This is a genomic window from Roseateles sp. GW821-FHT09G09, from assembly GCF_059415965.1.
Genome location: NZ_JBWKOG010000003.1, coordinates 524199 through 546350 on the forward strand (window position 1 = coordinate 524199; position 22152 = coordinate 546350).

21 protein-coding genes are annotated in these 22152 nt (G+C 68.8%); 16 read left to right on the plus strand and 5 right to left on the minus strand.

Features of this window, described 5'->3' with window-relative positions; translation table 11 throughout:
- Positions 1-434: 434 nt before the first annotated feature.
- The 9 genes from lepA (at position 435) to nagZ (ending at position 8832) form a co-directional block, all read left to right on the plus strand.
- Positions 435-2243, plus strand: coding sequence for a translation elongation factor 4 (lepA, locus tag AC07O8_RS10855; RefSeq protein ID WP_495048014.1), 1809 nt, complete (start codon positions 435-437; stop codon positions 2241-2243).
- Between the two features lie 17 nt (positions 2244-2260).
- Positions 2261-3232, plus strand: a complete 972-nt coding sequence (gene lepB, locus AC07O8_RS10860) for a signal peptidase I (RefSeq protein WP_495048015.1) — start codon at positions 2261-2263, stop codon at positions 3230-3232.
- Between the two features lie 156 nt (positions 3233-3388).
- Entirely contained in the window at positions 3389-3745 is a 357-nt protein-coding gene (locus AC07O8_RS10865) for a DUF4845 domain-containing protein (protein ID WP_495048016.1), read from the plus strand.
- Positions 3746-3794: 49 nt separating this feature from the next.
- Entirely contained in the window at positions 3795-4502 is a 708-nt protein-coding gene (rnc, locus tag AC07O8_RS10870; RefSeq protein WP_297526115.1) for a ribonuclease III, read from the plus strand.
- A 268-nt stretch (positions 4503-4770) separates the two neighbouring features.
- Positions 4771-5664, plus strand: coding sequence for a GTPase Era (gene era, locus AC07O8_RS10875; protein ID WP_495048137.1), 894 nt, complete (start codon positions 4771-4773; stop codon positions 5662-5664).
- A gap of 40 nt (positions 5665-5704) precedes the next feature.
- Complete coding sequence (gene recO / locus AC07O8_RS10880) at positions 5705-6481, plus strand: DNA repair protein RecO (RefSeq protein ID WP_297526114.1); 777 nt, start codon at positions 5705-5707, stop codon at positions 6479-6481.
- Positions 6478-7260: a pyridoxine 5'-phosphate synthase gene (locus tag AC07O8_RS10885; protein ID WP_495048017.1), complete on the plus strand. Its 783-nt coding sequence runs from the start codon at positions 6478-6480 to the stop codon at positions 7258-7260. The genes recO and AC07O8_RS10885 overlap by 4 nt, the downstream gene beginning before the upstream one ends.
- A 70-nt stretch (positions 7261-7330) precedes the next feature.
- Positions 7331-7726, plus strand: coding sequence for a holo-ACP synthase (gene acpS / locus AC07O8_RS10890; RefSeq protein ID WP_495048018.1), 396 nt, complete (start codon positions 7331-7333; stop codon positions 7724-7726).
- A gap of 20 nt (positions 7727-7746) precedes the next feature.
- Positions 7747-8832: a beta-N-acetylhexosaminidase gene (gene nagZ / locus AC07O8_RS10895; RefSeq protein ID WP_495048019.1), complete on the plus strand. Its 1086-nt coding sequence runs from the start codon at positions 7747-7749 to the stop codon at positions 8830-8832.
- 37 nt (positions 8833-8869) lie between these two features.
- Here nagZ and AC07O8_RS10900 read toward each other — a convergent pair whose 3' ends face one another.
- The 3 genes from AC07O8_RS10900 to AC07O8_RS10910 form a co-directional block, all read right to left on the minus strand.
- Positions 8870-10741: a hypothetical protein gene (locus AC07O8_RS10900; RefSeq protein WP_495048020.1), complete on the minus strand. Its 1872-nt coding sequence runs from the start codon at positions 10739-10741 to the stop codon at positions 8870-8872.
- Positions 10742-10749: 8 nt separating this feature from the next.
- A complete protein-coding gene (locus AC07O8_RS10905) occupies positions 10750-11262 on the minus strand; it encodes a hypothetical protein (RefSeq protein WP_495048021.1) in 513 nt (170 codons plus the stop codon).
- 215 nt (positions 11263-11477) lie between these two features.
- Positions 11478-11921: an STY0301 family protein gene (locus AC07O8_RS10910; protein ID WP_495048022.1), complete on the minus strand. Its 444-nt coding sequence runs from the start codon at positions 11919-11921 to the stop codon at positions 11478-11480.
- 117 nt (positions 11922-12038) lie between these two features.
- On the opposite strand from AC07O8_RS10910, the gene AC07O8_RS10915 reads away from it, so the two are divergent.
- Together AC07O8_RS10915 and AC07O8_RS10920 are read left to right on the plus strand one after the other, a co-directional pair.
- Entirely contained in the window at positions 12039-12479 is a 441-nt protein-coding gene (locus AC07O8_RS10915) for a DUF7684 family protein (protein WP_495048023.1), read from the plus strand.
- Between the two features lie 62 nt (positions 12480-12541).
- Positions 12542-12895, plus strand: coding sequence for a lysozyme inhibitor LprI family protein (locus AC07O8_RS10920; protein WP_495048024.1), 354 nt, complete (start codon positions 12542-12544; stop codon positions 12893-12895).
- Positions 12896-12952: 57 nt separating this feature from the next.
- On the opposite strand, the gene AC07O8_RS10925 is transcribed toward AC07O8_RS10920, so the two are convergent.
- Both AC07O8_RS10925 and AC07O8_RS10930 read right to left on the minus strand, forming a co-directional pair.
- Positions 12953-13756, minus strand: coding sequence for a DUF2314 domain-containing protein (locus tag AC07O8_RS10925; RefSeq protein ID WP_495048025.1), 804 nt, complete (start codon positions 13754-13756; stop codon positions 12953-12955).
- Positions 13757-13769: 13 nt separating this feature from the next.
- Positions 13770-14114 (minus strand): hypothetical protein, encoded by a 345-nt coding sequence (locus AC07O8_RS10930; RefSeq protein WP_495048026.1) that lies wholly within the window; start codon positions 14112-14114, stop codon positions 13770-13772.
- Positions 14115-14291: 177 nt separating this feature from the next.
- Here AC07O8_RS10930 and AC07O8_RS10935 point away from each other — a divergent pair, with 177 nt between their 5' ends.
- The 5 genes from AC07O8_RS10935 to AC07O8_RS10955 are packed head-to-tail and all read left to right on the plus strand — an operon-like array spanning position 14292 to position 22127.
- Entirely contained in the window at positions 14292-15743 is a 1452-nt protein-coding gene (locus tag AC07O8_RS10935; protein WP_495048027.1) for an SWIM zinc finger family protein, read from the plus strand.
- Positions 15740-17353 carry a DUF5691 domain-containing protein gene (locus AC07O8_RS10940; protein WP_495048028.1) on the plus strand — a complete coding sequence of 538 codons (1614 nt, stop codon included), beginning with the start codon at positions 15740-15742 and terminating at the stop codon, positions 17351-17353. The genes AC07O8_RS10935 and AC07O8_RS10940 overlap by 4 nt, the downstream gene beginning before the upstream one ends.
- The gene (locus AC07O8_RS10945; RefSeq protein WP_495048029.1) at positions 17350-18456 is read left to right on the plus strand and encodes an ATP-binding protein; all 1107 of its coding nucleotides are present in this window, start codon (positions 17350-17352) and stop codon (positions 18454-18456) included. The genes AC07O8_RS10940 and AC07O8_RS10945 overlap by 4 nt, the downstream gene beginning before the upstream one ends.
- 57 nt (positions 18457-18513) lie before the next feature.
- Positions 18514-20907, plus strand: coding sequence for a DUF5682 family protein (locus tag AC07O8_RS10950; RefSeq protein ID WP_495048030.1), 2394 nt, complete (start codon positions 18514-18516; stop codon positions 20905-20907).
- Positions 20904-22127: a VWA domain-containing protein gene (locus AC07O8_RS10955; protein ID WP_495048031.1), complete on the plus strand. Its 1224-nt coding sequence runs from the start codon at positions 20904-20906 to the stop codon at positions 22125-22127. Before AC07O8_RS10950 ends, AC07O8_RS10955 begins: the two co-directional genes overlap by 4 nt.
- Positions 22128-22152: the final 25 nt, after the last annotated feature.

Sequence of the window (22152 nt, forward strand, 5' to 3'; positions counted from 1 at the left end):
GATGGGGTATTGGTGCCCCGCTCCGCTACAATCCAGCCGCGTTCGGGCAGCTTTGTCGCTGTTCCGACGGTGAATCGGAAGGCATCATTTTGATGGGCTCAGCGATCCACAGGATGTCCCCGCGTTTTGTGGATAACCTGTGCACAAAATCGCTGTTGGCGAAGGGCAACGCGCGAGAAGCTCGCATCCATGCGGTTTCCAGGGCGGGGCTTTTGGCTACAATGAAAGCCCAACAAGCAGTTGCCATACGTTTTGTTGGAAGGCGCGTCACCGTTTAGACGTGCCTTTTTTTTATGTCCCGTTCAGGTCCTGCGAAGGGTCCTGCATCACCGCCTCGACCGACCGTCCCCAGCATGTTTCAGCATGCATCAGCGTGCGCCGCTCGAGCGTCGCTGAGGTGTGGCGGACGAACCGCGCGGTCTCCGTCCGAGTCCATGAACCACATCCGCAATTTCTCCATCATTGCCCACATCGACCACGGCAAGAGCACGTTGGCCGACCGGATCATCCAGCGCTGCGGCGGACTGTCGGATCGGGAGATGGAAGCGCAGGTGCTGGACTCGATGGACATCGAGCGCGAGCGCGGCATCACGATCAAGGCGCAGACCGCCGCGCTGCAGTACACGGCGGCTGATGGCCAGGTCTACAACCTGAACCTGATCGACACGCCCGGACACGTGGACTTCTCGTACGAGGTGAGCCGCTCGCTGTCCGCCTGCGAAGGCGCGCTGCTGGTGGTCGATGCGAGCCAGGGCGTCGAGGCGCAGACGGTGGCCAACTGCTACACCGCGCTGGAGCTCGGTGTCGAAGTCGTGCCGGTGCTGAACAAGATGGACCTGCCGTCGGCCAATCCCGACGGCGCGAAGGCGGAGATCGAGGAAGTCATCGGCATCGACGCCACCGACGCGATCCCGTGCTCGGCCAAGACCGGCATGGGCATCGACGAGATCCTCGAGGCGGTCATCGCCCGCATGCCGCCGCCCCAGGGCACGGTCGAGGCGCCGCTGCGCGCGATGATCATCGACTCCTGGTTCGACAACTACGTCGGCGTCGTGATGCTGGTCCGCGTGGTGGACGGCACGCTGAAGAAGAACGAACGCATCCGCATGATGGCGACCAACGCCATCTACCCGGCCGAGCACCTGGGCGTGTTCACGCCCAAGTCGGAGAAGCGCGACCAGCTCAACGCGGGCGAGGTCGGTTTCATCATCGCCGGCATCAAGGAACTGTCCGCGGCGAAGGTGGGCGACACCATCACGTTGGAAAAGAAGCTCCCGAACAACCTGGGTCCGGCCACCGAGGCGCTGCCCGGCTTCAAGGAGATCCAGCCCCAGGTCTTCGCCGGCCTGTACCCGACCGAAGCCAGCGAGTACGACCAGCTGCGCGACGCGCTGGAGAAGCTCAAGCTGAACGACGCGTCGCTGCGTTTCGAACCGGAGGTCTCGCAGGCGCTGGGCTTCGGCTTCCGCTGCGGCTTCCTCGGCCTGCTGCACATGGAGATCGTCCAGGAACGCCTGGAGCGCGAGTTCGACCAGGACCTGATCACGACCGCGCCCAGCGTGGTGTACGAGGTCCAGCTGGGCGACGGTGAAGTGATCGAGGTGGAGAACCCCTCGAAGATGCCGGAGCAGAGCAAGATCGCCGAGATCCGCGAGCCGATCGTGACGGTCCACCTGTACATGCCGCAGGAGTACGTCGGCGCGGTCATGACGCTGGCCAACCAGAAGCGCGGCGTGCAGCTGAACATGGCCTACCACGGTCGCCAGGTCATGCTGACCTACGAGATCCCGCTGGCGGAGATCGTGCTGGACTTCTTCGACAAGCTGAAGTCGGTCTCGCGCGGCTACGCGTCGATGGACTACGAGTTCAAGGAATACCGCGCGTCCGACGTCGTCAAGGTCGACATGCTGATCAACGGCGACCGCATCGACGCGCTGTCGCTGATCGTGCACCGGGCGCAGTCGCAGTACCGCGGCCGCCAAGTGGCGGCCAAGATGCGCGAGATCATCCCGCGCCAGATGTACGACGTGGCCATCCAGGCGGCCATCGGCGCCAACATCATCTCGCGCGAGAACATCAAGGCGCTGCGCAAGAACGTGCTGGCAAAATGCTACGGCGGCGACATCAGCCGCAAGCGCAAGCTGCTGGAGAAGCAGAAGGCCGGCAAGAAGCGCATGAAGCAAATCGGTTCGGTGGAGGTGCCGCAAGAAGCCTTCCTGGCCATCCTCCAAGTCGAAGAATAAGTCTCCGCATGAAAGCCATGAGCGCACTGACCGGGTTGCTGTACGTGACCCTGATCGCCTACCTGGGCGGCTGGTACCAGGGCTACTGGAACGGCAACTTCTCGCTGCTGCTGCTGATCCTGACCACGGTGACGCTGGCCTACTGGCTGGCCGAGCGCTTCCACTTCCAGCCGTCGCGCGAGCGCGCGGCGGCGCAACTGGCCAGGAACGACGAACAGCGTCGCGCCTCGCTGGCCGCGCAGGGCATCCAGCGCGTCGACGGCGACGTCGAAGGCGCCCGCGAGGAGATCCTGCGCCAGCCCTGGTGGCTGGACTGGACCGCCGGCCTGTTCCCGGTGATCCTGATCGTCTTCCTGCTGCGCTCGTTCATGTTCGAGCCGTTCAAGATCCCGTCCGGCTCGATGGTGCCGACGCTGCTGATCGGCGACCTGATCCTGGTCAACAAGTTCCACTACGGCGTGCGCCTGCCGGTGATCAACAAGAAGATCATCAGCAACAACGACGTGCAGCGCGGCGACGTGGTCGTGTTCCGCTATCCGCAGAACCCGAGCATCGACTACATCAAGCGTGCCGTCGGCCTGCCGGGCGACGAGATCGCCTACCTGAACCAGAAGCTGTACGTGAACGGCAAGCAGGTCGAGACGGTCGCGCAGGGCGAGTTCTTCGACGAGGATCCGAACTCGATGCGCTTCCGTTCGCGCTATACCGAGAAGCTGGGTCCGGTCGAGCACCAGATCCTGGTGGATGCGCAGCCGCAGGGCCGCATCGGCAAGATGTATGACTTCCCGTACAACGAGAACTGCAAGTACACGCTGGAAGGCGTGACCTGCAAGGTGCCGGCCGGCCATTACTTCATGATGGGCGACAACCGGGACAACTCGCAGGACTCGCGGTTCTGGGGGTTCGTGCCGGATGAGAACATCGTCGGCCGGGCCTTCGTGGTGTGGATGAACTTCGGCAGCCTGAAGCGCATCGGCGGCATCCAGTAACGCCGGCTGCCATACCCACCGACACATCGACCAACACATCGACCGACGTACCGACCGACACACCGACCGACACACGGACTGACACACCGGTCCGACCACGGCCGGTCGACGATCGACTACTCTGTTCGCCAACGACAACCACCGGAGCGAGACGTGATGAGGGCACGGAAGATTCAACGGGGCATCAGCCTGCTGGGACTGCTGTTCTGGGCGGTGATCATCGGCGGCGGGTCGGTGATCCTGCTGCGCGTGGTGCCGACGTTGATGGAGTACTACACCATCCAGCGGGCGATCGACAAGATCGCCAAGGACAGCCCGCCGACCGTGCCGGCGGCGCGCGATTCGTTCGAGCGCACCAAGCAGATCGAATATTCGATCGTCAGCATCGAGCCCAAGGACCTGGTCATCACCAAGGTCGACGACAAGGTGAAGATCAGCTTTGCCTACGACAAGGAAGTGCCCTTGTTCGGCCCGGTGTTCCTGGTGATCAAGTACAAAGGCGAGTCCCGCTGACGCCGCTGATCCCATCGACCCCATCGACCCGACCCACCGACCTCCGGCCATGACCCCGCAAGCGCTCGACGCCCTCCAGCAACGCCTCGGCTACCGCTTCACGCAGCCGGGTCTGCTGCAGCGCGCGCTGACGCATCGCAGCTTCGGCCAGCAGCACAACGAGCGCCTGGAATTCCTTGGCGACGCGGTGCTCAACCTGACGGTGTCGGCGCTGCTCTTCGATCGCTTCGCCGGTTCCGACGAGGGCGACCTGACGCGCATCCGCGCGCACCTGGTGCGCGAGGACAGCCTGCACCGGCTCGCCCTGACACTGCAGATGCCCGAGGCGCTGCGGATGAGCGAAGGCGAGGCCCGAGGCGGCGGCGGCCAGCGGCCGTCGATCCTGGCGGACGCGCTGGAAGCCGTGATCGGCGCGGCGTTCCTGGACGGCGGGTACGAGGCCGCGCGCGAGATCGTGCGCGGGCTGCTGGGCGAGACCATCGCCGCGAGCGGCATCGAGCAGTGGGCCAAGGATTCGAAGACCGCGCTGCAGGAATGGCTGCAGGCGCGCAAGCTGCCGGTGCCGACCTACCGCATCGCCGAGACGCGGGGCCAGGCCCACGCGCAGACTTTCACCGTCGAATGCGAAGTGCCCGCGCTGACGCTGTCGCGCCGCGGCGAGGGCCGTTCGCGCCGGATCGCCGAGCAGGAGGCGGCCCGGCAGGTGCTGGAAGAGCTCCTCGCCGGCGATCGACCCGGTACCGGCCTGCGCGACTGACGCGGAGCCCGCGATGAATGCACCGACCACCCCGAGGACGCCGAAGCCGGCGTCCCCGTCTGCTTCCCTTTCTGATGCCCCTGTTTCCGAGGATCCCGATCTGAACGCCCCGCACGACCCCGCCACGCCGCACGACGCTGAAACGCCGCTGGACCACGACGCCGACGCGAGCGCCCACGACGAACTCGACGAGGCCGACGAACTCGACGAGGACGACGCGGGCGACGCCGGCGAGGGGCTGCCCGAGGTCCAGGGCGGCATCGGCGCGATGCCGTACGAGGGCGACCTGCGCTGCGGCCTGATCGCGATCGTCGGCCGGCCCAACGTCGGCAAGTCGACGCTGCTGAATGCGTTGGTCGGTCAGAAGGTCTCGATCACCTCGAAGAAGGCGCAGACCACGCGTCACCGGATCACCGGCGTGCGCACCGTCGACGAGGCGCAGTTCGTCTTCGTCGACACCCCCGGTTTCCAGACCAAGCACAGCAGCGCGTTGAACCGCAACCTGAACCGCACGGTCCAGGGCGTGCTGTCGGACGTGGACCTGGTGCTCTTCGTCGTCGAGGCGGGCCGCTTCGGCCTGGACGACGCGAAGGTGCTGTCGCTGCTGCCCAAGGACAAGCCGGTGGTGCTGATCGCCAACAAGCTGGACGCGGTCACGCGCCGTGCCGAGATGATGCCCTGGCTCAAGAGCATGCAGGAGCGTCGCAACTTCAGCGAGTTCGTGCCGCTGTCGGCCAAGAAGGACTCGGACGTGCAGCGCCTGTTCCAGATCCTGAAGCCCTACCTCCCGAGCCAGGAATGGTTCTACGAGGAAGACGCGCTCACCGACCGCAGCGAGAAGTTCATGGCCGCGGAGATGATCCGCGAGAAGCTCTTCCGGCTGACCGGCGACGAGCTGCCCTATGAAGCCACGGTGATCATCGATCGCTGGGAAGAGGAGGGCAACCTGCGCCGCATCGCCGCGACCATCGTGGTCGAGCGCGACGCCCAGAAGGGCATGATCATCGGCCAGGGCGGCGAGCGCCTGAAGCGCATCGGTTCCGAGACCCGCCAGGAACTTGAGAAGCTGTGGGACGCGCGCGTGTTCCTGGAGCTCTGGGTGAAGGTGCGGTCCGGCTGGGCCGACTCCGAAGAGCATCTCAGAAGCTACGGCTACGAGTGATCCGCCGGCGCGGTCGCTGAAGACATCGCAGACATCCCGCATGGCCACACGTGCCCCGAAGCCGCCCGCGACGCAGGCGGCTTTTGTTTTGCATCACTACGACTGGAGCGAGACCAGCCTCGTGCTGGACCTGTTCAGCCGGGAGCACGGCCGGCTGGCGGTGGTCGCGAAGGGCGCGAAGCGGCCGTATTCCCAGCTGCGATCGGTGCTGCTGCCCTTCCTGCGCCTGCAGGTGACGCTGTCCAGGCCGTCGAAGATGAACGAGGACGGCGCGGCCGAAGTGCAGTCGCTGCGCGGCGCGGAGTGGGTCGGCGGGCAGACGCTGCCCAGCGGTGCCGCGCTGTTCAGCGGCTACTACGTCAACGAGCTGCTGCTCAAGTTCCTGCCACGCCAGGACGCGCAGCCGGAGCTCTTCGACGCCTACGCAGCCTTGCTGCCGCAGTTGCGGTCGGTGGACGACGCGCAGGCGGCGCTGCGCGCCTTCGAGCTGAAGATGCTGGCGATCTGCGGCCTGCTGCCCGACCTGAGCGTGCTGTCGACGACGCAGGCGCCGCTCGATCCGGAGCGGCCCTACATGCTGGCGCCCGAATCCGGCGTGATCGTGCCCACCCACGACGCACCGCAGCTGACGGGTCAGGCCTTCATCCAGCTCCAGGCGGCGCTGCTGCACGGCAGCCAGGCGGCGCTGCAACAGGCCTGCGAACTCGCGGGTCCGGCATTGAAGCCCTTGTCGCGCGCCTTGCTTCACTATCATCTGGGGCATCGTCCATTGCGGACGCGGCAAGTGCTGCTCGACGTCCAGAAGCTGCTCACATGAATCCGCTGATCGCTCCCGAATCCGGCCGTCACGACGCGCGATGCGCGCTCTCGGTCAACGTCAACAAGGTCGCGCTGCTGCGCAACACCCGGCACCTGGGCATCCCCAGCGTGACGCGCGCGGCGCAGCTGTGCCTGGAGGCCGGCGCGCAGGGCATCACGGTGCACCCGCGGCCCGACGCGCGCCACATCCGCGCCGACGACGTGCGCGAGCTCGCCGCCCTGATGAAGGCCTGGCCGCAGGCCGAGTACAACATCGAGGGCAATCCGACGCAGAACCTGATGGACTTCATCCGCGAGGTGAAGCCGCACCAGGCGACCTTCGTGCCGGACGGCGAGGACCAGTTCACCTCCGACCACGGCTGGAACCTGCCGGCCGACGCTGAACGCCTGCGTCCGATGATCGCCGAGTGCAAGTCGCTGGGGGTGCGGGTGAGCCTGTTCATGGATCCGCTGCCGGAGGCGATGGTCCATGTGGCCGCCGTGGGCGCGGACCGCATCGAGCTCTACACCGAGACCTGGGCGAGCGCCTTCGGCACGCCGCGCGAAGCCGAGGTGGCCGCGGCCTTCGCCGCCACGGCGCGCGCCGCGCTGGCGCAGGGCCTGGGCATCAACGCGGGCCACGACCTGAACCGCGACAACCTGACGCGCTTCCTGCGCGAGGTGCCGGGGGTGTCGGAGGTCTCGATCGGCCACGCGCTGATCGCGGACGCGCTGGAGCTCGGCTACACCGAGGCGGTGCGCGACTACCAGCGCTGCATCCAGCGCGCATACGTCTGATTGCACTTCCGCACCAGATGCCCACAGAGCGGGCACCAAGCGCGCACGCGCTGCGCATGAAAGGATCGCGATGATCTACGGCATCGGCACGGACGTCTGCGACATCCGGCGCATCCGGGAGACCCTCCAACGGCGCGGCGTGCGTTTCGCCGAGAAGGTGCTGGGCCCGCACGAGATGGAAGTGTTCCGCGAGCGCTACGCCAAGGTCGAGGCGCGGGGCATCGCGTACCTGGCGACGCGCTTCTCGGCCAAGGAGGCGTTCTCCAAGGCGATCGGCATGGGCATGCGCATGCCGATGACCTGGCGCGCCTGCGAGATCGTCAAGGCGCGCAGCGGCAAGCCGGGGATCCAGCTGCACGGCGCGCTGGCCGAGTGGTTCGAGGCCAAGGGACTGAGCGCGCATGTCAGCGTGAGCGACGAGACCGACTATGCGACGGCGTTCGTGGTCGTCGAGACCCGCGATTGAAAATGAAAGAGACACCCTCAATGACCGAGCATCTGCATTCGCCCGTGATCCTGGACATCGCCGGGACGACGCTGACGGCGGACGACCGCCGCCGGCTGGCGCATCCGCTGACGGGCGGGATGATCCTGTTCGCGCGCCATTTCGAGAACCGCGCGCAGCTGACCTCGCTGTGCGCCGAGGCGAAGTCCCTCCGCCCCGATCTGCTGATCGCGGTGGACCAGGAAGGCGGCCGTGTGCAGCGTTTCCGCACGGACGGTTTCACGGCGCTGCCGGCGATGCGCGCGCTCGGCGAGCTGTGGATGGATGACGCGATGCGGGCGATCCAGGCCGCGACGGCGACCGGCCTGGTGCTGGCGCTGGAACTCCGGGCTTGCGGCGTCGACATGAGCTTCACGCCGGTGCTCGACCTGGACCATCAGGACGAGGGCCGGCAGTCGATCAGTCCGGTGATCGGTTCGCGCAGCTTCCACGGCGACCCGCGCGTGGTGAGCCTGCTGGCGCAGAGTCTGATGCAGGGCCTGGCGCTGGCGGGCATGGGAAGCTGCGGCAAGCACTTCCCGGGGCACGGCGCGGTGAGCGTCGATTCGCATGTGGGCGTGCCGGTGGACACGCGTTCGCTCAAGGCGATCCTGGCGGAGGACGTGCGGCCCTTCGAGTGGCTGAGCCTGAGCCTGTCGGCGGTGATGCCGGCGCACGTGGTCTATCGCAAGGTGGACAGCCGGCCGGCCGGTTTCAGCCGGCGCTGGCTGCAGGACATCCTGCGCGACCGGCTGGGCTTCGCCGGCGCGGTGTTCAGCGACGACCTCGGCATGGCCGCGGCGCGCGTGATCGAAGGCCGTCCGGTGGGCTACACCGAGGCGGCGCTCGCGGCCCTGGGCGCGGGCTGCGACCTGGTGCTGCTGTGCAACCAGAGCCTGGAGCAGGGCGGTCGCGCGATCGACGAGCTCCTCGACGGCCTGGCCGACGCGCAGGCGAAGGGCGCATGGACGCCGGCGATCGACAGCGAGGCCCGCCGCGCGGCGCTGGTGCCGCAGTCGGCGCCGCTGACCTGGGATGAACTGATGCTCGCGCCGCGGTATCTGGAAGCGCTGGCACGCCTGCCCTGAGGCGCCTGCGCTGAGGCGACTGCGCTGAGGCGGACGCTCAGAACAGGTTCTGGAACACCAGCCGGAGGAAGGCCGCGTTGCGGCCGCCCTGGATGGCCGGGCCGCTGACGGTGCGCATGAAGCCGCCTTCCAGCCGCGCGGTCACGACCGTCACGCCGACGCCCGCGCCCACGGCGACCCAGCGTGCGCTGAACCCACCCGCGCCGTCGGACAGGCCTGCGACGTCCAGCAGCAGCAAGGGACGCACAGCGTGGAGACTGGCCTTGTCGATGATGAAATGGGCCGCGGGGCGGACTTCGTCGAAGGCCGCGTCCGCCTCGCGCTTCGCCTCTTCGCTCGATTTCCCCTGGGCGACGAGTGTCGCGACCAGCATCGACGGGCCGCTCACGTCCAGCTGATTGCCGAGCAGGGTCTTCAGCGGGATAGGCGGTCTGGGATTGCCGTTGCTGTCTGTGTCGCCCAGATCCACGCGCTCATCCGGGATCAACGGTGAGGACCAGGCCTTCACCGGGATGGCCACCTGCGCATTCAGATGCCAGTAGCGCGTGCCGCCGCGCTGACCGGGCAGTCCCGCCTGACCTTGCCCCGCGCTGCGCAGCAGCGGGCCGTCCGGCGCGCGGCTGAGCACGGCACTGCCCAGGTCGTCGTACAGGAACTGTCCCTTCGCGCCGCCGCCGTAGAAACGTTCCACCGCCGGCGCGCGATCGGACACGCGGCCGGCGCCGGCCATCACCTCGAGCCCCCAGGTCGGTCCGCGGCCCGACGAGAACTCGCGCGCATAACCGAGCCGCGCCGACCAGCGCGCGAGCGATGCGACGCCGTCGGGCCGCACGCGCTCGGTCCACAGTCCGGCGCGAAGCACGCCTTCGGCGCGCGGGACCATCCACTCGGTCAGCACGCGCGCGGTCAGGCGACGCGTGTCGGCGCGGGTGTCGGCGCGGGTGTCCGCACCGCTCGCGAAGGTGCTCTCGTCCCGTCCCGCCTGCCAGGAACCGTCGAGCGCCACCCGCACGCCGATCGCCGGCTTCATCGTGACGCCCAGCCCGGCTTCGCCGGCGCTGCGTTGCAGTTCGCCGCCGAGCATCGGCTCGCGCCGGTCGATCGCGTTGGCGAAGACGCGCAGTTCCTGGACGACGTCCTGCGCATCGCGCGCAGCCGGCTGATGGCGGTACGCGAGTCGCCCTTCGCTGCGATGGAAATCGCTGCGGGTCGACTGCTCGTGGCGCAGGCTCAAGCCCATCGGCGACTTCGCCGCATCCGTCAGCGGCAGCGGCATCCGGATGGCAGCGGTGACGGTGGGGCCGAAGGCCTCGTCATAGCCGGCGCCGACCTGAGGATCCAAGCGGCGCAGCGCCGCAGGCACGTGGTCGTACAGCGAGGCCGTGCCGGCGCGCGGGATCGGCAGCACGTTGTCGCCGAGGCGCGCGAGGTCGACGCGCACGTGGTACGGCTCCAGCGTGACGCCGACCGTCGGTCCGCCGCCCGGGCACTCGTCGCCGCGGCCGGGGGACAGGTCGTACGCGACGCCGATGCAAAGCACCTCCGCACGACCTTGCTGTCCGAGCACGCCGGTCGCGGCGGGGCCGGTGACGATCTGTTGCCGGAGCGCGTTCATGGCGGCCGAGATCTTGTCATTCGTCAGCACATCGCAGGCGGCGATTGGCAAGGTCGACGCGTCGGCCCATCGACTCTTGATGCGGACGTGGCGCACCCGCAGATCCGATGCCTCGACCCGCGACATCGCGCCTGGCGCGGCCAGACGGCTCGGGATGCCGGGTGGCCCGTTGAACTCGATCGACACCGGCGGCGGCTCCGCGCCCCGGGCGAGCGACGCCAGGCCGGCCGACGTGGCCAGCGCGAGCACGCTGCCCAGCAGCTGGCGCCGCGGCCGCAACAGACGCCGTCGCATGAGCGGGCTCAGAACTCGATCTTGAGCACGTCGGCCATCGCGCCGTGCAGGGCTTCCTTCTGCTCGGTCGTCGGGGGCGTGGTCTTGCCGGCGACGGCGCGGGCGGCGGGGTGCACGTCCTGGACGAGGACGGTGGCCTGCTCCGGCTTGACGCCTTCGCGCGCCATGGTGGCCACGGCCTGGCTCTCCACGGGCGTGCCGGCGGTATAGGACACGTGGACGATCTGCACCTCCTTGTCGTCGACGATCTTGTACAGGTCGAAGACCAGCTTCCAGATCGGGTCGGCGGTGGGCGTGCAGGAGCGCTCGACGATGACCTTGAACTTGAAGCCCGACTCGGGGCTGAAGACCATCACCTCCAGCAGGAAGGGCTTGCAGATCTTCCCTTCAGGCACGATGGGCACGACGCTGAGGTTGGTCGTGTCGGCGGCCTTGTCGGTCTTCTTCACTTTGACGGCTTTCTTCGCCTTGTCGGGCTTCGCGGGCTTGGCAGGCGTGGCGGGTTTCGCGGACTTGGCCATGGCGGGATCCTCAGGAAGCTTCCCGGGCGCGACGCATCCGGCCGGACGGCCGCCTCGAGGAAGACTGAGAGCCTAGCCATGAGGGGCGGGAGCGACATCCCTAAGGCCGATAGGCGCGCCCCCTGATCCGAGGGGCGCGGCGGCGTGGCGCTTCAATGCGCCGGCCTTGTGGAACGCGCAGGTCGCGATGGTCGTGAAGGATGTCGAGGGCACCTTCAGCGGCAGTCGACAGAGCGGATGGTCATCATGGCGCCGGGTTCCTTGCGCATGGTGGCCGTGCATCGGGCATAGCCCGCAAGCGGTCGCGTCAACACGAGCCGCGTGCCGGTGTAGCTGCATATCGCGAGCGGACGATCAAGCGTCGAGACGTTCCAGATCAACGTCTCGGTGAGGCCGCCCTTGGCGTCGCGCCGGGTCTTCAGATCGTCGTAGATGGCGCCCTGGTGCTCTTCGATGGGGCCCTGGTTGATCTGGAAGCCGCCGAGGGTGTGCTTGACCTCAGGCGCTTCGCGCGCGACGACGAAGCCTTCTGGCACTTCTGACGCCTCTTGTTTGGTGGATGCCCATTCGCTTGGACAACTGAAGGGAGGAGGAGCGGCCCACACCTGATGGCTGGCAATGGCCAGCAAGACTGCGACGGTGGTCTTGAAAAGGGACATGCGACGATTGGACCGTCATGCGACGGGACGTGCCGCTGTCGAAGGTCATCCGTTCCACGCGCAACAATGAAATGACGCGAAACCAGGGCACACAGGCGGGCCTTCATCGACGATCAATTGCCGATCTACTTCCACGTCGATCCAAATGCGGCCTTGCCTGCACTCGCGACGCGTGCGCCGTTCCGCGCGGTGATCGTGGCCGAGGTCGCCGTGACCGCCAGCCAGCAGAGTCGCATCAGCGACTGGCTCGTTGCCGAAGGTTGCCTCTACGCCATGGCGTGGGGCGTGGCTGCGAGCAGTTGGGATGATGCGATGGACTGGTCCTGCCTTGAGAAGTTCGACTACGGCGATGTGCCAGCGAATGCGTTCGTCATGACGACCTGGCACGACGATCAGCCGCTGAGCGAGGTCTTCGACTTCGCGATCCGATGCGCGAGTCACCCGGTGGAGCCACTGGACGAGCTGGTCGTCATCCATGTGGCCGCTGCCGAGGATCCTGATCGCATGCACGCCGCCTTTCGAGCCTCACTTTCCCCTGACCACAAGGAGCCTTCATGACGAGTAACGTCCTCCGACTTGACCGCGCCATTGCCCGACGACTTGCCTTCGCCGCGCTTGTGATGTCCGCAGCGTCCGCCGCGCATGCACTCGACTGTGCCAACGCCGTGAGCACCGTCGACATGAACGACTGCGCCGCGCAGGAGCAGCAGCAGGTCGAGAAGCAGCTCAACGACGTCTATCGCCGCGTGCTGGCGGCGACGCCGGCTAAAGTCGGCGGCGCCAAGCCTGCGAAGCCGAAGGACAGCCTCGTCGCCGCGCAGCGCCTGTGGGTCAAGTTCCGCGAGGCCGATTGCAAGGCGGTGCTCGACCTGTGGTCCGAAGGCTCGATCCGCAACCTGCAGTACCTCGGCTGCATGCGTGAGCACGCGCAGCTGCGCATCAAGCAGCTTGAGGCGTTCAAGACGCAGCCCTGACGGCGACGGTCGCTGTTCTGTCGCTGTCGCGGGCGACATGCTGCGTCGGGGAAAGACTTAGCGCATCCGCTCGATGATCTTGCTCGTCTCGTTGCCCTCGAATCGGCCGTCGGGATAACGACGGAAGTAGTCGAACAGGTCGCGTTGGGAGACCTGCACTTGCTGTCCTGCGTGCAGTGCGGGGATCCCGGCCGGCTCGTTCTTCAGCATGCCGGTGATGGAATCGCCGGACCAGGTGACGACTTCCACCCACATCCATTCGACGCCACCCTCCGGCCGTCTGAAGGGGGCCTTGACCTGGATGAACTCGCCAGGCTGCAGCCCCTTGTTGAAGGCGTCGCGCAATGCCGGAAGCTTCGTCTTTGCTGCGTTGCTCGCCGCCGCCAGTGCCGCGTCATCGCTCCGTATCCACGACACGGGTTGCTCGACCGAGCCGAATAGTCCGGTCAGCAAGGCGTCCTGGCGCGCGCCCTCGTCCTTGCCCGAGACGTGATCAAGGCGCAACGACAACAATCGGTTCTCCGGATCGCCTCGTTCGCGCGAGCCGGCAACCACCAGCAGCGCGGCCTTGCCTGAGCCCTTGGCCGATAGCTGATCGAGTAGCCGCTGCCGGACGTCGCCGTGTTGGATGGCGCGGAGATCGAGCTCGAAGCGACCCTGTGCACCCATGGCTGCGCCTTCGCCCAGGCGCTGGGCGAAAGCATTCAGCAGCCATCCCATGCGGGCGTTCGACGACCAGGGGAATTGCGCCACAACCACGTCAGGGAGACCGAACTTGACCATGCCCAATGAGATCGCGCGAACGAGTTTGCCGTCGTCCTGATAGGCGTGGACAACGGTCTGCTGCGAAACGTCGGGCATGTCTCCCGACCAACTATCTAGGCGACGCGTCCGGCGGGGCGTAGGTCGTAGCCACGTTCTCGTTGAGCGTCGCCCTCACGATGGAGGTCTTCGGCGGCTCATCGAGCTTCTGCGACAGCGTCGGCGCACCGGCCGCGTTCTTCAATGCCCGACGCAGTGCCTCCATCGGAGGCGTGGACGCCTTCTCCGGAAAATAGACCGCGAATTGATACGCGATGGTCCCAGCGGTCAACAGCGGACCGGCCGGAATGACTTTCGGAGTGGCTCCTGCGGCACTCCCGGCGCCCATCGTGAATGCCAGCGCCAGTGCGCCTGGCATGGCGCCCAGCCACCGCCGCATCTGCCTCCTCATCGACATGACGTTCTCCCTCTTCCAGGTTCCCTGTTCTTCGTTCGGCGGGAAGTCTACGTGCCAACGCGAACAGCGCCGCGATCGCAGAGCTGCCTGAAGAACCGGGCGGACGCGGGTGTCATTCACTGCGGCTAGACTCGCCTCCGAACTCACCCACAACGATTCGACAGGGAGCGGGCCAGCATGTCGCTGACCATGGAGGGCGTGCTGGCGATGGCGCCGGACGAGGCATCGGCGAAGGCCGCGCGGGGACTGACCTCGCCGGCCAAGTGGCCGTTGCTCGGCGCCGATGACGCCGCCGTCTGGGGCGAGTGCCAGGGCAGCGGTTCCAAGCCGTATCAGACGCAGGTCGACCTCAGCGGGCCGGCCTTCCGCTGCTCCTGCCCCAGCCGGAAGTTCCCCTGCAAGCACGGCCTCGCGTTGTTGATGCTGCGCGCGCAGGATGCCTCCCGCTTCACCGCCGGCGAAGCGCCCGCCTGGGTCTCCGAATGGATCGCCTCGCGCGGCGAACGCGCGCAGAAGAAGGAAGAGCGCGATCAGAAGGCCGTTGAACGCGCCACCGAACGCGCCGCCCAGATCGCCGACGGCGTCGATCCTGCGCAGGCCACGTCGACGCTCGCCGATCCCGACACCGCGCTCAAGCGCGAGTTGCAACGGTGGCGTCGCATCGAAGACGCCGCTTGCGAATTGCAGCGCTGGCTCGGCGATCAAGTCGGTCGTGGTCTTGGCGCAATCGACGATGCCGCGATCCGCGGCTGGCGCACGATGGCGGCGCGGATGGTGGACGCGCAGGCGCCCGGTCTCGGCCAGCGCATCGTGGCCGCCGCCGACGGCTGGCGCGTCGGCGCCGACTGGCCCGAACGGACGCTCGTGCGCCTCGGGTTGCTGCAGCTCGCGAGCGAGGGCATCGCCCGTCGCGAGACGCTGCCCGAGCCCGTTCAGGCGGACCTGCGCACCGTCTGCGGCTGGCCGCTCGAACAGGCGGACGTGCTCGCCCTCGGCGAACGCGTCACCGACCGTTGGACCGTGCTCGGCGTGATCGTCGAGGAGCGCGAGGGTCGCCTGAACGAACGCCGCGTCTGGCTGCACGGCGCGCGCTCGGGCCGACGCGCCTGGCTGCTCGATCACGCACACGGCGGTCGCGGTTTCGAAGGCATGTGGCTGCCCGGCATCGCCGCCGACCTCACGCTCGCCTTCTATCCGGGAAATGCGCCCCTTCGCGCGCTGATCGCCGACGCCTCACCGCCATCCGAGCCCGAGGGCGTGGCCGACGAGGTGAGCAAGGTGAGCGATGTGAGGGATGTGCGCCTCGCCGGCTCCGACGCGTGGCAAGGCGCATGGCAAGACGAGTGGCAGCGCGTCGCCGAACGCGTGGCCGCCAACCCGTTCGCGGTGCTGCATCCGGTCGTGCTCACGAACGCGACGCCGGTCGCGTCCGAATCGGGTCGGCATCTGGTCGCCGACGGCCGCGCCGTGCCGCTGCAGGTCGGCGATGCCGACTGGTGGTCGCTGATGGCCGTCGCCGGCGGCCATCCGCTGGCGGTGATGGGCGAATGGGACGGCCGCGGCCTGCGCCCGTTGACCGCGTGGCGGTCGGACACGACCGGCCCGGCATGGGTGAGGAGCACCGCATGAGCGCCTGGACGCCGCTGCTGCCCATCGCGATGGTGGGCACGGATCGACAGCCGGGACCCTTGCCCGAATGGCCTGGCGACATCGGCGCGCTGGTGGCGCTCGTGGCTCAGGCTCCCGACGTCGCGGGCCATCCGTCGGGTCAGGTCTTGCGCACGATGGCCGTCATCGCACCCTGCGAGGCCGCTGGCACGCAGGACCGCGCCTGGACCGCGCCGCTGCCAGAGCCAGCCGCGGACGATCGCCTGGACGCCGTGCCGGAGCGCATCGACGGCGTCGACGGCGCCGCCGGCTCGCTTCGACTGCTGCTGCGCTGGGCCCTGACCGAGGCGCCCGGGCGCCTCCAGCAGCAGGTGTTCACGGATCTGGCTGCCGCGGGTCTGCGCCTGCCCGAGATGCTGCTGCCGCTGGCGCTCGATATCGGCCGGCGCTCCGTCGCGCTGCGCGCGCCGCTGTTGCCGGTGCTCGGCGAGCGCGGGCTGTGGCTGGCGCGGCAGCGCGAGGACTGGCAGTACGCCGCCGGCGCCGCCGGCGATGCGCCCGGCGAGACGCACTGGACCGAAGGCACATTGGAACAGCGCCGCGCGTTCCTGGCGCGTGAACGCGCCGCCGATGCCGCCGCGGGCCGGAGCCGGCTGGAGGCCGCGCTGACGGAACTCTCCGCGAAAGAGCGCGCCGACCTGGCGGCGCAGCTGGCGGTCGGACTCGGCATGGCGGACGAGGCGCTGCTCGAGCGGCTGCGCGCCGATCGCAGCCGCGAGGTGCGCGACGTCGCGCTCGACCTGCTGCTGCGCCTGCCCGACGCCGCCCATCCGCGGCGCGCCGTCGACCGGCTGACGCCGCTGCTGCGCCGCGAGCGCGCGCTGCTGCGCCAGCACTGGGTCATCGATGCGCCCGAAGCCGCGGCCTCCGACTGGGCGTCCGATCAGATCGTCGCCGCGCGCCCGTCCGCCGAGAAGCTTGGTGAGCGCGCCTGGTGGCTCTATCAACTTGTGCGCCAGGTGCCGCTGGGCTGGTGGACCGCGACGACCTCGATGACGCCCACCGAGCTGCTCGGCTGGGCCGCCAAGACCGACTGGGCCGACGCGCTGATGCGGGGCTGGTTCGATGCGCTCGCTGCGACGCGAGAGGTCGAGTGGTGCGAAGCCTTCCTCGACGCGCTGCAGGCGTCCGCCGCCAATCCGGCGCAGCTGAACGTCCCGCTGCAGATGCATCAGACCGCGCAGGCGCTCAGCTGGCTGCCGCAGGCCCGCCGCGAGCGCCACTGGTTGCGGCACCTCCAGCAGGGCTCCTTGCCGTTGTCGGCGTTGATCGCGGCCGCGAGCGGCGGCGAGACGCTCGGCGCGGACCTCTCGCAGGCGCTGACCGCGCAACTGCTGACGCGCGCCCGCGCCGGCACGCTGAAGGACGACTACGCCGTGCGCGCGATGCTGGCCGACTTCGGCGCGGTCGTGCATGCCGACAGCCTGCCCGCGTATGCGTCGCTGGCCGAGCTCCGCGCCGCCGACGAGACCGCCGCCCACGCGGAACAACTGCAGGCCGTCGCGCGGACGGCCGCGCTGCGCCGTGTCCTGCTCGCCCTTTCACCCGATCCGATCCCGAGGACCTCATGACGACTTCCACCGAGACCGCCGCCGCCTCGCAGCTGCTGCGCCGCCACGCGGAGCACCAGTTCGCCGAGGAGCTCGCCGAGCTGAAGCGCCAGGACACGCGCACGCGTCCGGAGAACTGGGCGATGTCGCCGTGGGCCGTGCTGCGCTACCTGATGGGCGGGACGCTGGAGAACGGCTTCGAGGTCAGCGCCAAGTACATCGGCGACGAGCGGCTGATGGAGATCGCCGTCGCCACGCTCGCGACCGATCGCGCGCTGCTGCTGTACGGTGTGCCGGGCACTGCGAAGTCGTGGGTGTCGGAGCATCTGGCCGCGGCGGTCAGCGGCGATTCGACGCTGCTGATCCAGGGCACCGCCGGCACCGGCGAGGAACAGCTGCGCTACGGCTGGAACTACGCGCAGCTGCTGGCCAACGGACCCAGCGAGGCGGCCCTGGTGCCCAGCCCGATGATGAAGGCGATGCGCGACGGCAAGATCGCGCGCATCGAGGAACTGACGCGCATCCCCGCCGACGTGCAGGACTGCCTGATCACCGTGTTGTCGGAGAAGACGCTGCCGGTGCCCGAGCTCGGTTCGGAGGTGCAGGCCACGCGCGGCTTCAGCGTGATCGCCACGGCCAACAACCGCGACAAGGGCGTCAACGAACTGTCCGCCGCGCTGAAGCGCCGCTTCAACACCGTGGTGCTGCCGGTGCCGGCGAGCGAGGACGCCGAGGTGTCCATCGTCGTCAAGCGCGTGGCCGAGCTGGGCGTCGCGCTGCAGCTGCCCGCCGAGCCGCCGGCCCTCAAGGAAGTGCGCCGCATCGTGCAGATCTTCCGCGAGCTGCGCAACGGCCGCACCGAGGACGGCAAGACACAGCTGAAGTCGCCCAGCGGCACGCTGTCGACGGCCGAGGCGATCTCCGTGATCAACAGCGGCATGGCGCTGGCCGGCCACTTCGGCGACGGCGTGCTGCGTCCGCGCGACGTGGCGTCCGGGCTGCTCGGCGCGATCGTCAAGGATCCGGTGCAGGACCAGGTCGTCTGGAACGAATACCTCGAGACCGTCGTCAAGGAACGCACCGAGTGGAAGGACCTGTACCGCGCCTGCCGCGAGCAGTCCTGAGTCTCCGGTCCCCAGGTTCATTTCCGTCCCGAGCCCCCTGACTCTTCACGAGCGGCCATGAGCGATCCGGTTCATTACTTCGGCGTGCGGCACCACGGCCCGGGCTGCGCGCGCAGCCTGCTTGCCGCATTCGAGGCCTTGAAGCCCGACTGCGTGCTGATCGAAGGTCCGCCGGAGGCGGATGGCCTGGTCGCCGCCGTGCTCGACCCTGCGATGACGCCACCGGTGGCGCTGCTGACGCACGGCGTGGAGGAGTCCGGTCGCGCGGTCTATCACCCGTTCGCGAGCTTCTCGCCGGAGTGGCAGGCCTTGCGTTGGGCCGGAGTCGCCGGCGTGCCGGTGCGCTTCATCGATCTGCCGGTCGGTGTTTCCCTCGCATTGGAGAAGGCGAGGGAGGACGCCGTCGAGCAGGCCGCAGAGACCCTTGCATCCAAGGAACCCGAATCCGCAGCGCCTGAGGCCGCAGTTGCGCCCGAGGACGACGAGGCGCCCAAGGCGGGTGAGGCGAGTGAGGCGGATGAGCCCATCGCACGTTTGGCGCGCCGCGGCGATCCGCTGGACTGGCTGGCGCGCGCGGCCGGCTACGCCGACGGCGAGACCTGGTGGAACCACATGGTCGAGGAACGCGGAGACGGCGAGGACCTGTTCGCCGCGATCTCGGAGGCGATGACGACCTTGCGCGCCGAGTCCGGCGATGACGAGACGCTCGATCCTCAGACGCCGCGCGCCCACCGCGAGGCGCTGCGCGAGGCCCACATGCGCCAGTGCATCCGCGCGGCGCGCAAGGAGGGCTTCGAGCGCATCGCGGTCGTCTGCGGCGCCTGGCACCTGGGCGGCCTGCGGGCCGACATCACCGCCAAGGCCGACCAGACGCTGCTCAAGGGCGTGCCCAAGCTCAAGGTCACGAGCACCTGGGTGCCGTGGACCTACCGGCACCTGGCGCGCGAAAGCGGCTACGGCGCCGGCATCCAGTCGCCGGGCTGGTACGAACACCTGTGGCTGAGCGGGCAGGGCGGCAAGGATGGCAATGACGGCGAACGCCGTCCCCGCGCGATCGGCTGGCTGGCGCGCGTTGCGCGGCTGATGCGCGAGCGCGACCTGGACTGCTCCTCCGCGCACCTGATCGAAGCGGCCCGCCTCGCCGACACGCTCGCCGCGCTGCGCCAGCGGCCTGCGCCGGGCCTGGACGAACTGCACGAGGCCACGCGCACCGTCATGACGCTGGGTGACGAGGCGGTGCTCGGCTTCATCCGCGACGAGCTGGTCATCGGCGACCGCCTGGGCGGCGTGCCGGCCGACGTGCCCACGGTGCCGTTGCAGCGCAACCTGGAGCAGCTGCAGAAGTCGCTGCGCATGAAACCCGAGGCGACGCAGAAGACGCTCGACCTCGACCTGCGCCAGCCCAACGATCTGGCCCGCAGTCATCTGCTGCACCGGCTGCGGCTGATCGACCTGCCGTGGGGCGAGATCGCGCGCACGGGCAAGTCCTCGCGCGGGACCTTCCACGAGATCTGGACGCTGCAATGGCAGCCCGAGTTCGCGCTGCGCGTGATCGAGGCGAGCCGCTGGGGCCAGTCCGTTGCGCAGGCCGCAACGACTGCGGTCGCAGAGCGCTGCGGAAAGCCGGCGAACCTGGCGGCGTTGGCGGAACTCGTTGATCGCGTGCTGCTTGCCGACCTGCCGGAAGCGGTGACGATCGCGTCGCGCGCGCTGCAGGACCATGCGGCGGTCACCGGCGACGCTGACCAGCTGCTGGGCGCGCTCCCGCCGCTGGCCAACGTCTTCCGCTACGGCAACGTGCGGCAGACCGACGCGGCGATGGTGGGCGATGTCTTCGACGGCCTCGTGACGCGCGCGGCGATCAGCCTCCCGCTGATGGGCGATTCGCTGGACGAGGCCGCTTCGGAGCAGGTCCGCGATCGGCTGCTCGGCGCGCAGGCGGCGGTGCGGCTGCGCGATCCGGGCCGTCAGTCCGAACCCTCGTCGCAATGGCGCGCCGCCATCGTGCAGTTGGCCGCACGCGAAGGCGCGCACGCGCTGCTGCGCGGCCTGTGCACGCGGCTGCTGCTGGACGACGGGCTGATCACGGCGGACGACGCGGGGACCTCGATGTCGCTGCAGCTGTCGCGTGCGGCGGAGCCGGCCAAGGCGGCGGCGTGGCTCGATGGTTTCCTCAATCGCAATGCCGTCGTGCTGCTGCATCACGACGGCGTCTGGCCGTTGGTGGACGCCTGGCTCGGCGGGCTCGACGACGAGCACTTCATCCGCGTGCTGCCGCTGGTGCGGCGCACCTTCGCGCACTTCGACGCGGGCGAGCGACGCGACCTCGGTCAGCGCGCGGCGCGCAAGGGCGGCGGTGCCGGCGCGGTGATGGCCTCCGCGGAGTGGGACGAAGCGCGAGCGGCGCTGCCGGTGCCGCTGCTGCGATTGATGCTGGGAGTGGGGGCATGAGCGCGCCTGACGACTTGACGGACCCGACGGCCACCGTGACCGGCCCCGCGACGACGACCGATACGGATCGCCTGCGCCGATGGCGCCTGGTGCTCGGCGGCGAAGCCGAGGACAGCTGCGGCGGCCTGCACGGCGACGCGGTGGAGATGGACCAGGCGCTGAGCGCTCTTTACGGCGACGGCGGCGGACTCGGCGACGATCGCCGTGGCGGTCGCGGCAACTCGGCGCCGCGCGTGGCGCGCTGGCTCGGCGACATCCGCAAGTACTTCCCGAGTTCCGTCGTGCAGGTGATGCAGAAGGACGCGCTGGAGCGCCTGCATCTGCGCGACATGCTGCTGCAGCCCGAGATGCTGCAAGGCGTGCAGCCGGACGTGCACCTGGTCGCGAACCTGATGGCCTTGTCGCGGGTGATCCCGGCGGGGACGAAGGACACCGCGCGTCGCGTCGTGCGGCAGGTCGTGGACGAGCTGATGAAGCGGCTCGAGGAACCGATGCGCGCGGCCGTGACCGGCGCGCTAGACCGCAGCCAGCGCAACCGCCGGCCGCGCCTGTCGGAGATCGACTGGCACCGCACCATCCGCGCCAACCTGCGCCACTGGCAGCCGGAACTGCGTACCGTGATCCCGGAGACGCTGCACGGCTATGGCCGCAAGGCGCGACGTCCGCAGCGCGAGGTGGTGCTGTGCATCGACCAGAGCGGGTCGATGGCGAACTCGGTCGTGTACTCGAGCATCTTCGGCGCCGTGCTCGCGTCGCTGCCAGCGGTGAGCACCAAGCTGGTCGTCTTCGACACGGCGGTCGTCGACATGACCGAACAGCTCGACGATCCGGTCGACCTGCTGTTCGGCGTCCAACTGGGCGGCGGGACCGACATCAACGGCGCGGTGGCCTATTGCCAGTCGCTGATCCGCGAGCCGCGCAACACGATCTTCGTGCTGATATCCGACCTGTACGAAGGGGGCGTCGAGCCGCAACTGCTGCGCCGCGCGGCCGCGCTGGTCGAGAGCGGCGTGCAGTGCGTGGCCTTGCTGGCGCTGAGCGACGAGGGCGCGCCGGCCTACGACCGTGCGCTCGCGGCCAAGCTGGCGGCGCTGGGCGTGCCATCGTTCGCGTGCACGCCGGATGCCTTCCCGGGGCTGATGGCCGCGGCGATCCGGCGCGACGACATCGGCGCGTGGGCGGCGGGGCAGGGCATCGTCACCGCGGCCAAGGGCGCCTGAGCCGCATCCGCACCACAAGGGACAC

What these genes read in the sequence shown, in the direction of transcription:
- lepA (WP_495048014.1), top strand. Translation starts at nt 435, where the DNA reads ATGAACCACATCCGCAATTTCTCCATCATTGCCCACATCGACCACGGC.
- lepB (WP_495048015.1), top strand. Translation starts at nt 2,261, where the DNA reads ATGAGCGCACTGACCGGGTTGCTGTACGTGACCCTGATCGCCTACCTG.
- AC07O8_RS10865 (WP_495048016.1), top strand. Translation starts at nt 3,389, where the DNA reads ATGAGGGCACGGAAGATTCAACGGGGCATCAGCCTGCTGGGACTGCTG.
- rnc (WP_297526115.1), top strand. Translation starts at nt 3,795, where the DNA reads ATGACCCCGCAAGCGCTCGACGCCCTCCAGCAACGCCTCGGCTACCGC.
- era (WP_495048137.1), top strand. Translation starts at nt 4,771, where the DNA reads ATGCCGTACGAGGGCGACCTGCGCTGCGGCCTGATCGCGATCGTCGGC.
- recO (WP_297526114.1), top strand. Translation starts at nt 5,705, where the DNA reads ATGGCCACACGTGCCCCGAAGCCGCCCGCGACGCAGGCGGCTTTTGTT.
- AC07O8_RS10885 (WP_495048017.1), top strand. Translation starts at nt 6,478, where the DNA reads ATGAATCCGCTGATCGCTCCCGAATCCGGCCGTCACGACGCGCGATGC.
- acpS (WP_495048018.1), top strand. Translation starts at nt 7,331, where the DNA reads ATGATCTACGGCATCGGCACGGACGTCTGCGACATCCGGCGCATCCGG.
- nagZ (WP_495048019.1), top strand. Translation starts at nt 7,747, where the DNA reads ATGACCGAGCATCTGCATTCGCCCGTGATCCTGGACATCGCCGGGACG.
- AC07O8_RS10900 (WP_495048020.1), bottom strand. Translation starts at nt 10,741, where the DNA reads ATGCGACGGCGTCTGTTGCGGCCGCGGCGCCAGCTGCTGGGCAGCGTG.
- AC07O8_RS10905 (WP_495048021.1), bottom strand. Translation starts at nt 11,262, where the DNA reads ATGGCCAAGTCCGCGAAACCCGCCACGCCTGCCAAGCCCGCGAAGCCC.
- AC07O8_RS10910 (WP_495048022.1), bottom strand. Translation starts at nt 11,921, where the DNA reads ATGTCCCTTTTCAAGACCACCGTCGCAGTCTTGCTGGCCATTGCCAGC.
- AC07O8_RS10920 (WP_495048024.1), top strand. Translation starts at nt 12,542, where the DNA reads ATGTCCGCAGCGTCCGCCGCGCATGCACTCGACTGTGCCAACGCCGTG.
- AC07O8_RS10925 (WP_495048025.1), bottom strand. Translation starts at nt 13,756, where the DNA reads ATGCCCGACGTTTCGCAGCAGACCGTTGTCCACGCCTATCAGGACGAC.
- AC07O8_RS10930 (WP_495048026.1), bottom strand. Translation starts at nt 14,114, where the DNA reads ATGTCGATGAGGAGGCAGATGCGGCGGTGGCTGGGCGCCATGCCAGGC.
- AC07O8_RS10935 (WP_495048027.1), top strand. Translation starts at nt 14,292, where the DNA reads ATGTCGCTGACCATGGAGGGCGTGCTGGCGATGGCGCCGGACGAGGCA.
- AC07O8_RS10940 (WP_495048028.1), top strand. Translation starts at nt 15,740, where the DNA reads ATGAGCGCCTGGACGCCGCTGCTGCCCATCGCGATGGTGGGCACGGAT.
- AC07O8_RS10945 (WP_495048029.1), top strand. Translation starts at nt 17,350, where the DNA reads ATGACGACTTCCACCGAGACCGCCGCCGCCTCGCAGCTGCTGCGCCGC.
- AC07O8_RS10950 (WP_495048030.1), top strand. Translation starts at nt 18,514, where the DNA reads ATGAGCGATCCGGTTCATTACTTCGGCGTGCGGCACCACGGCCCGGGC.
- AC07O8_RS10955 (WP_495048031.1), top strand. Translation starts at nt 20,904, where the DNA reads ATGAGCGCGCCTGACGACTTGACGGACCCGACGGCCACCGTGACCGGC.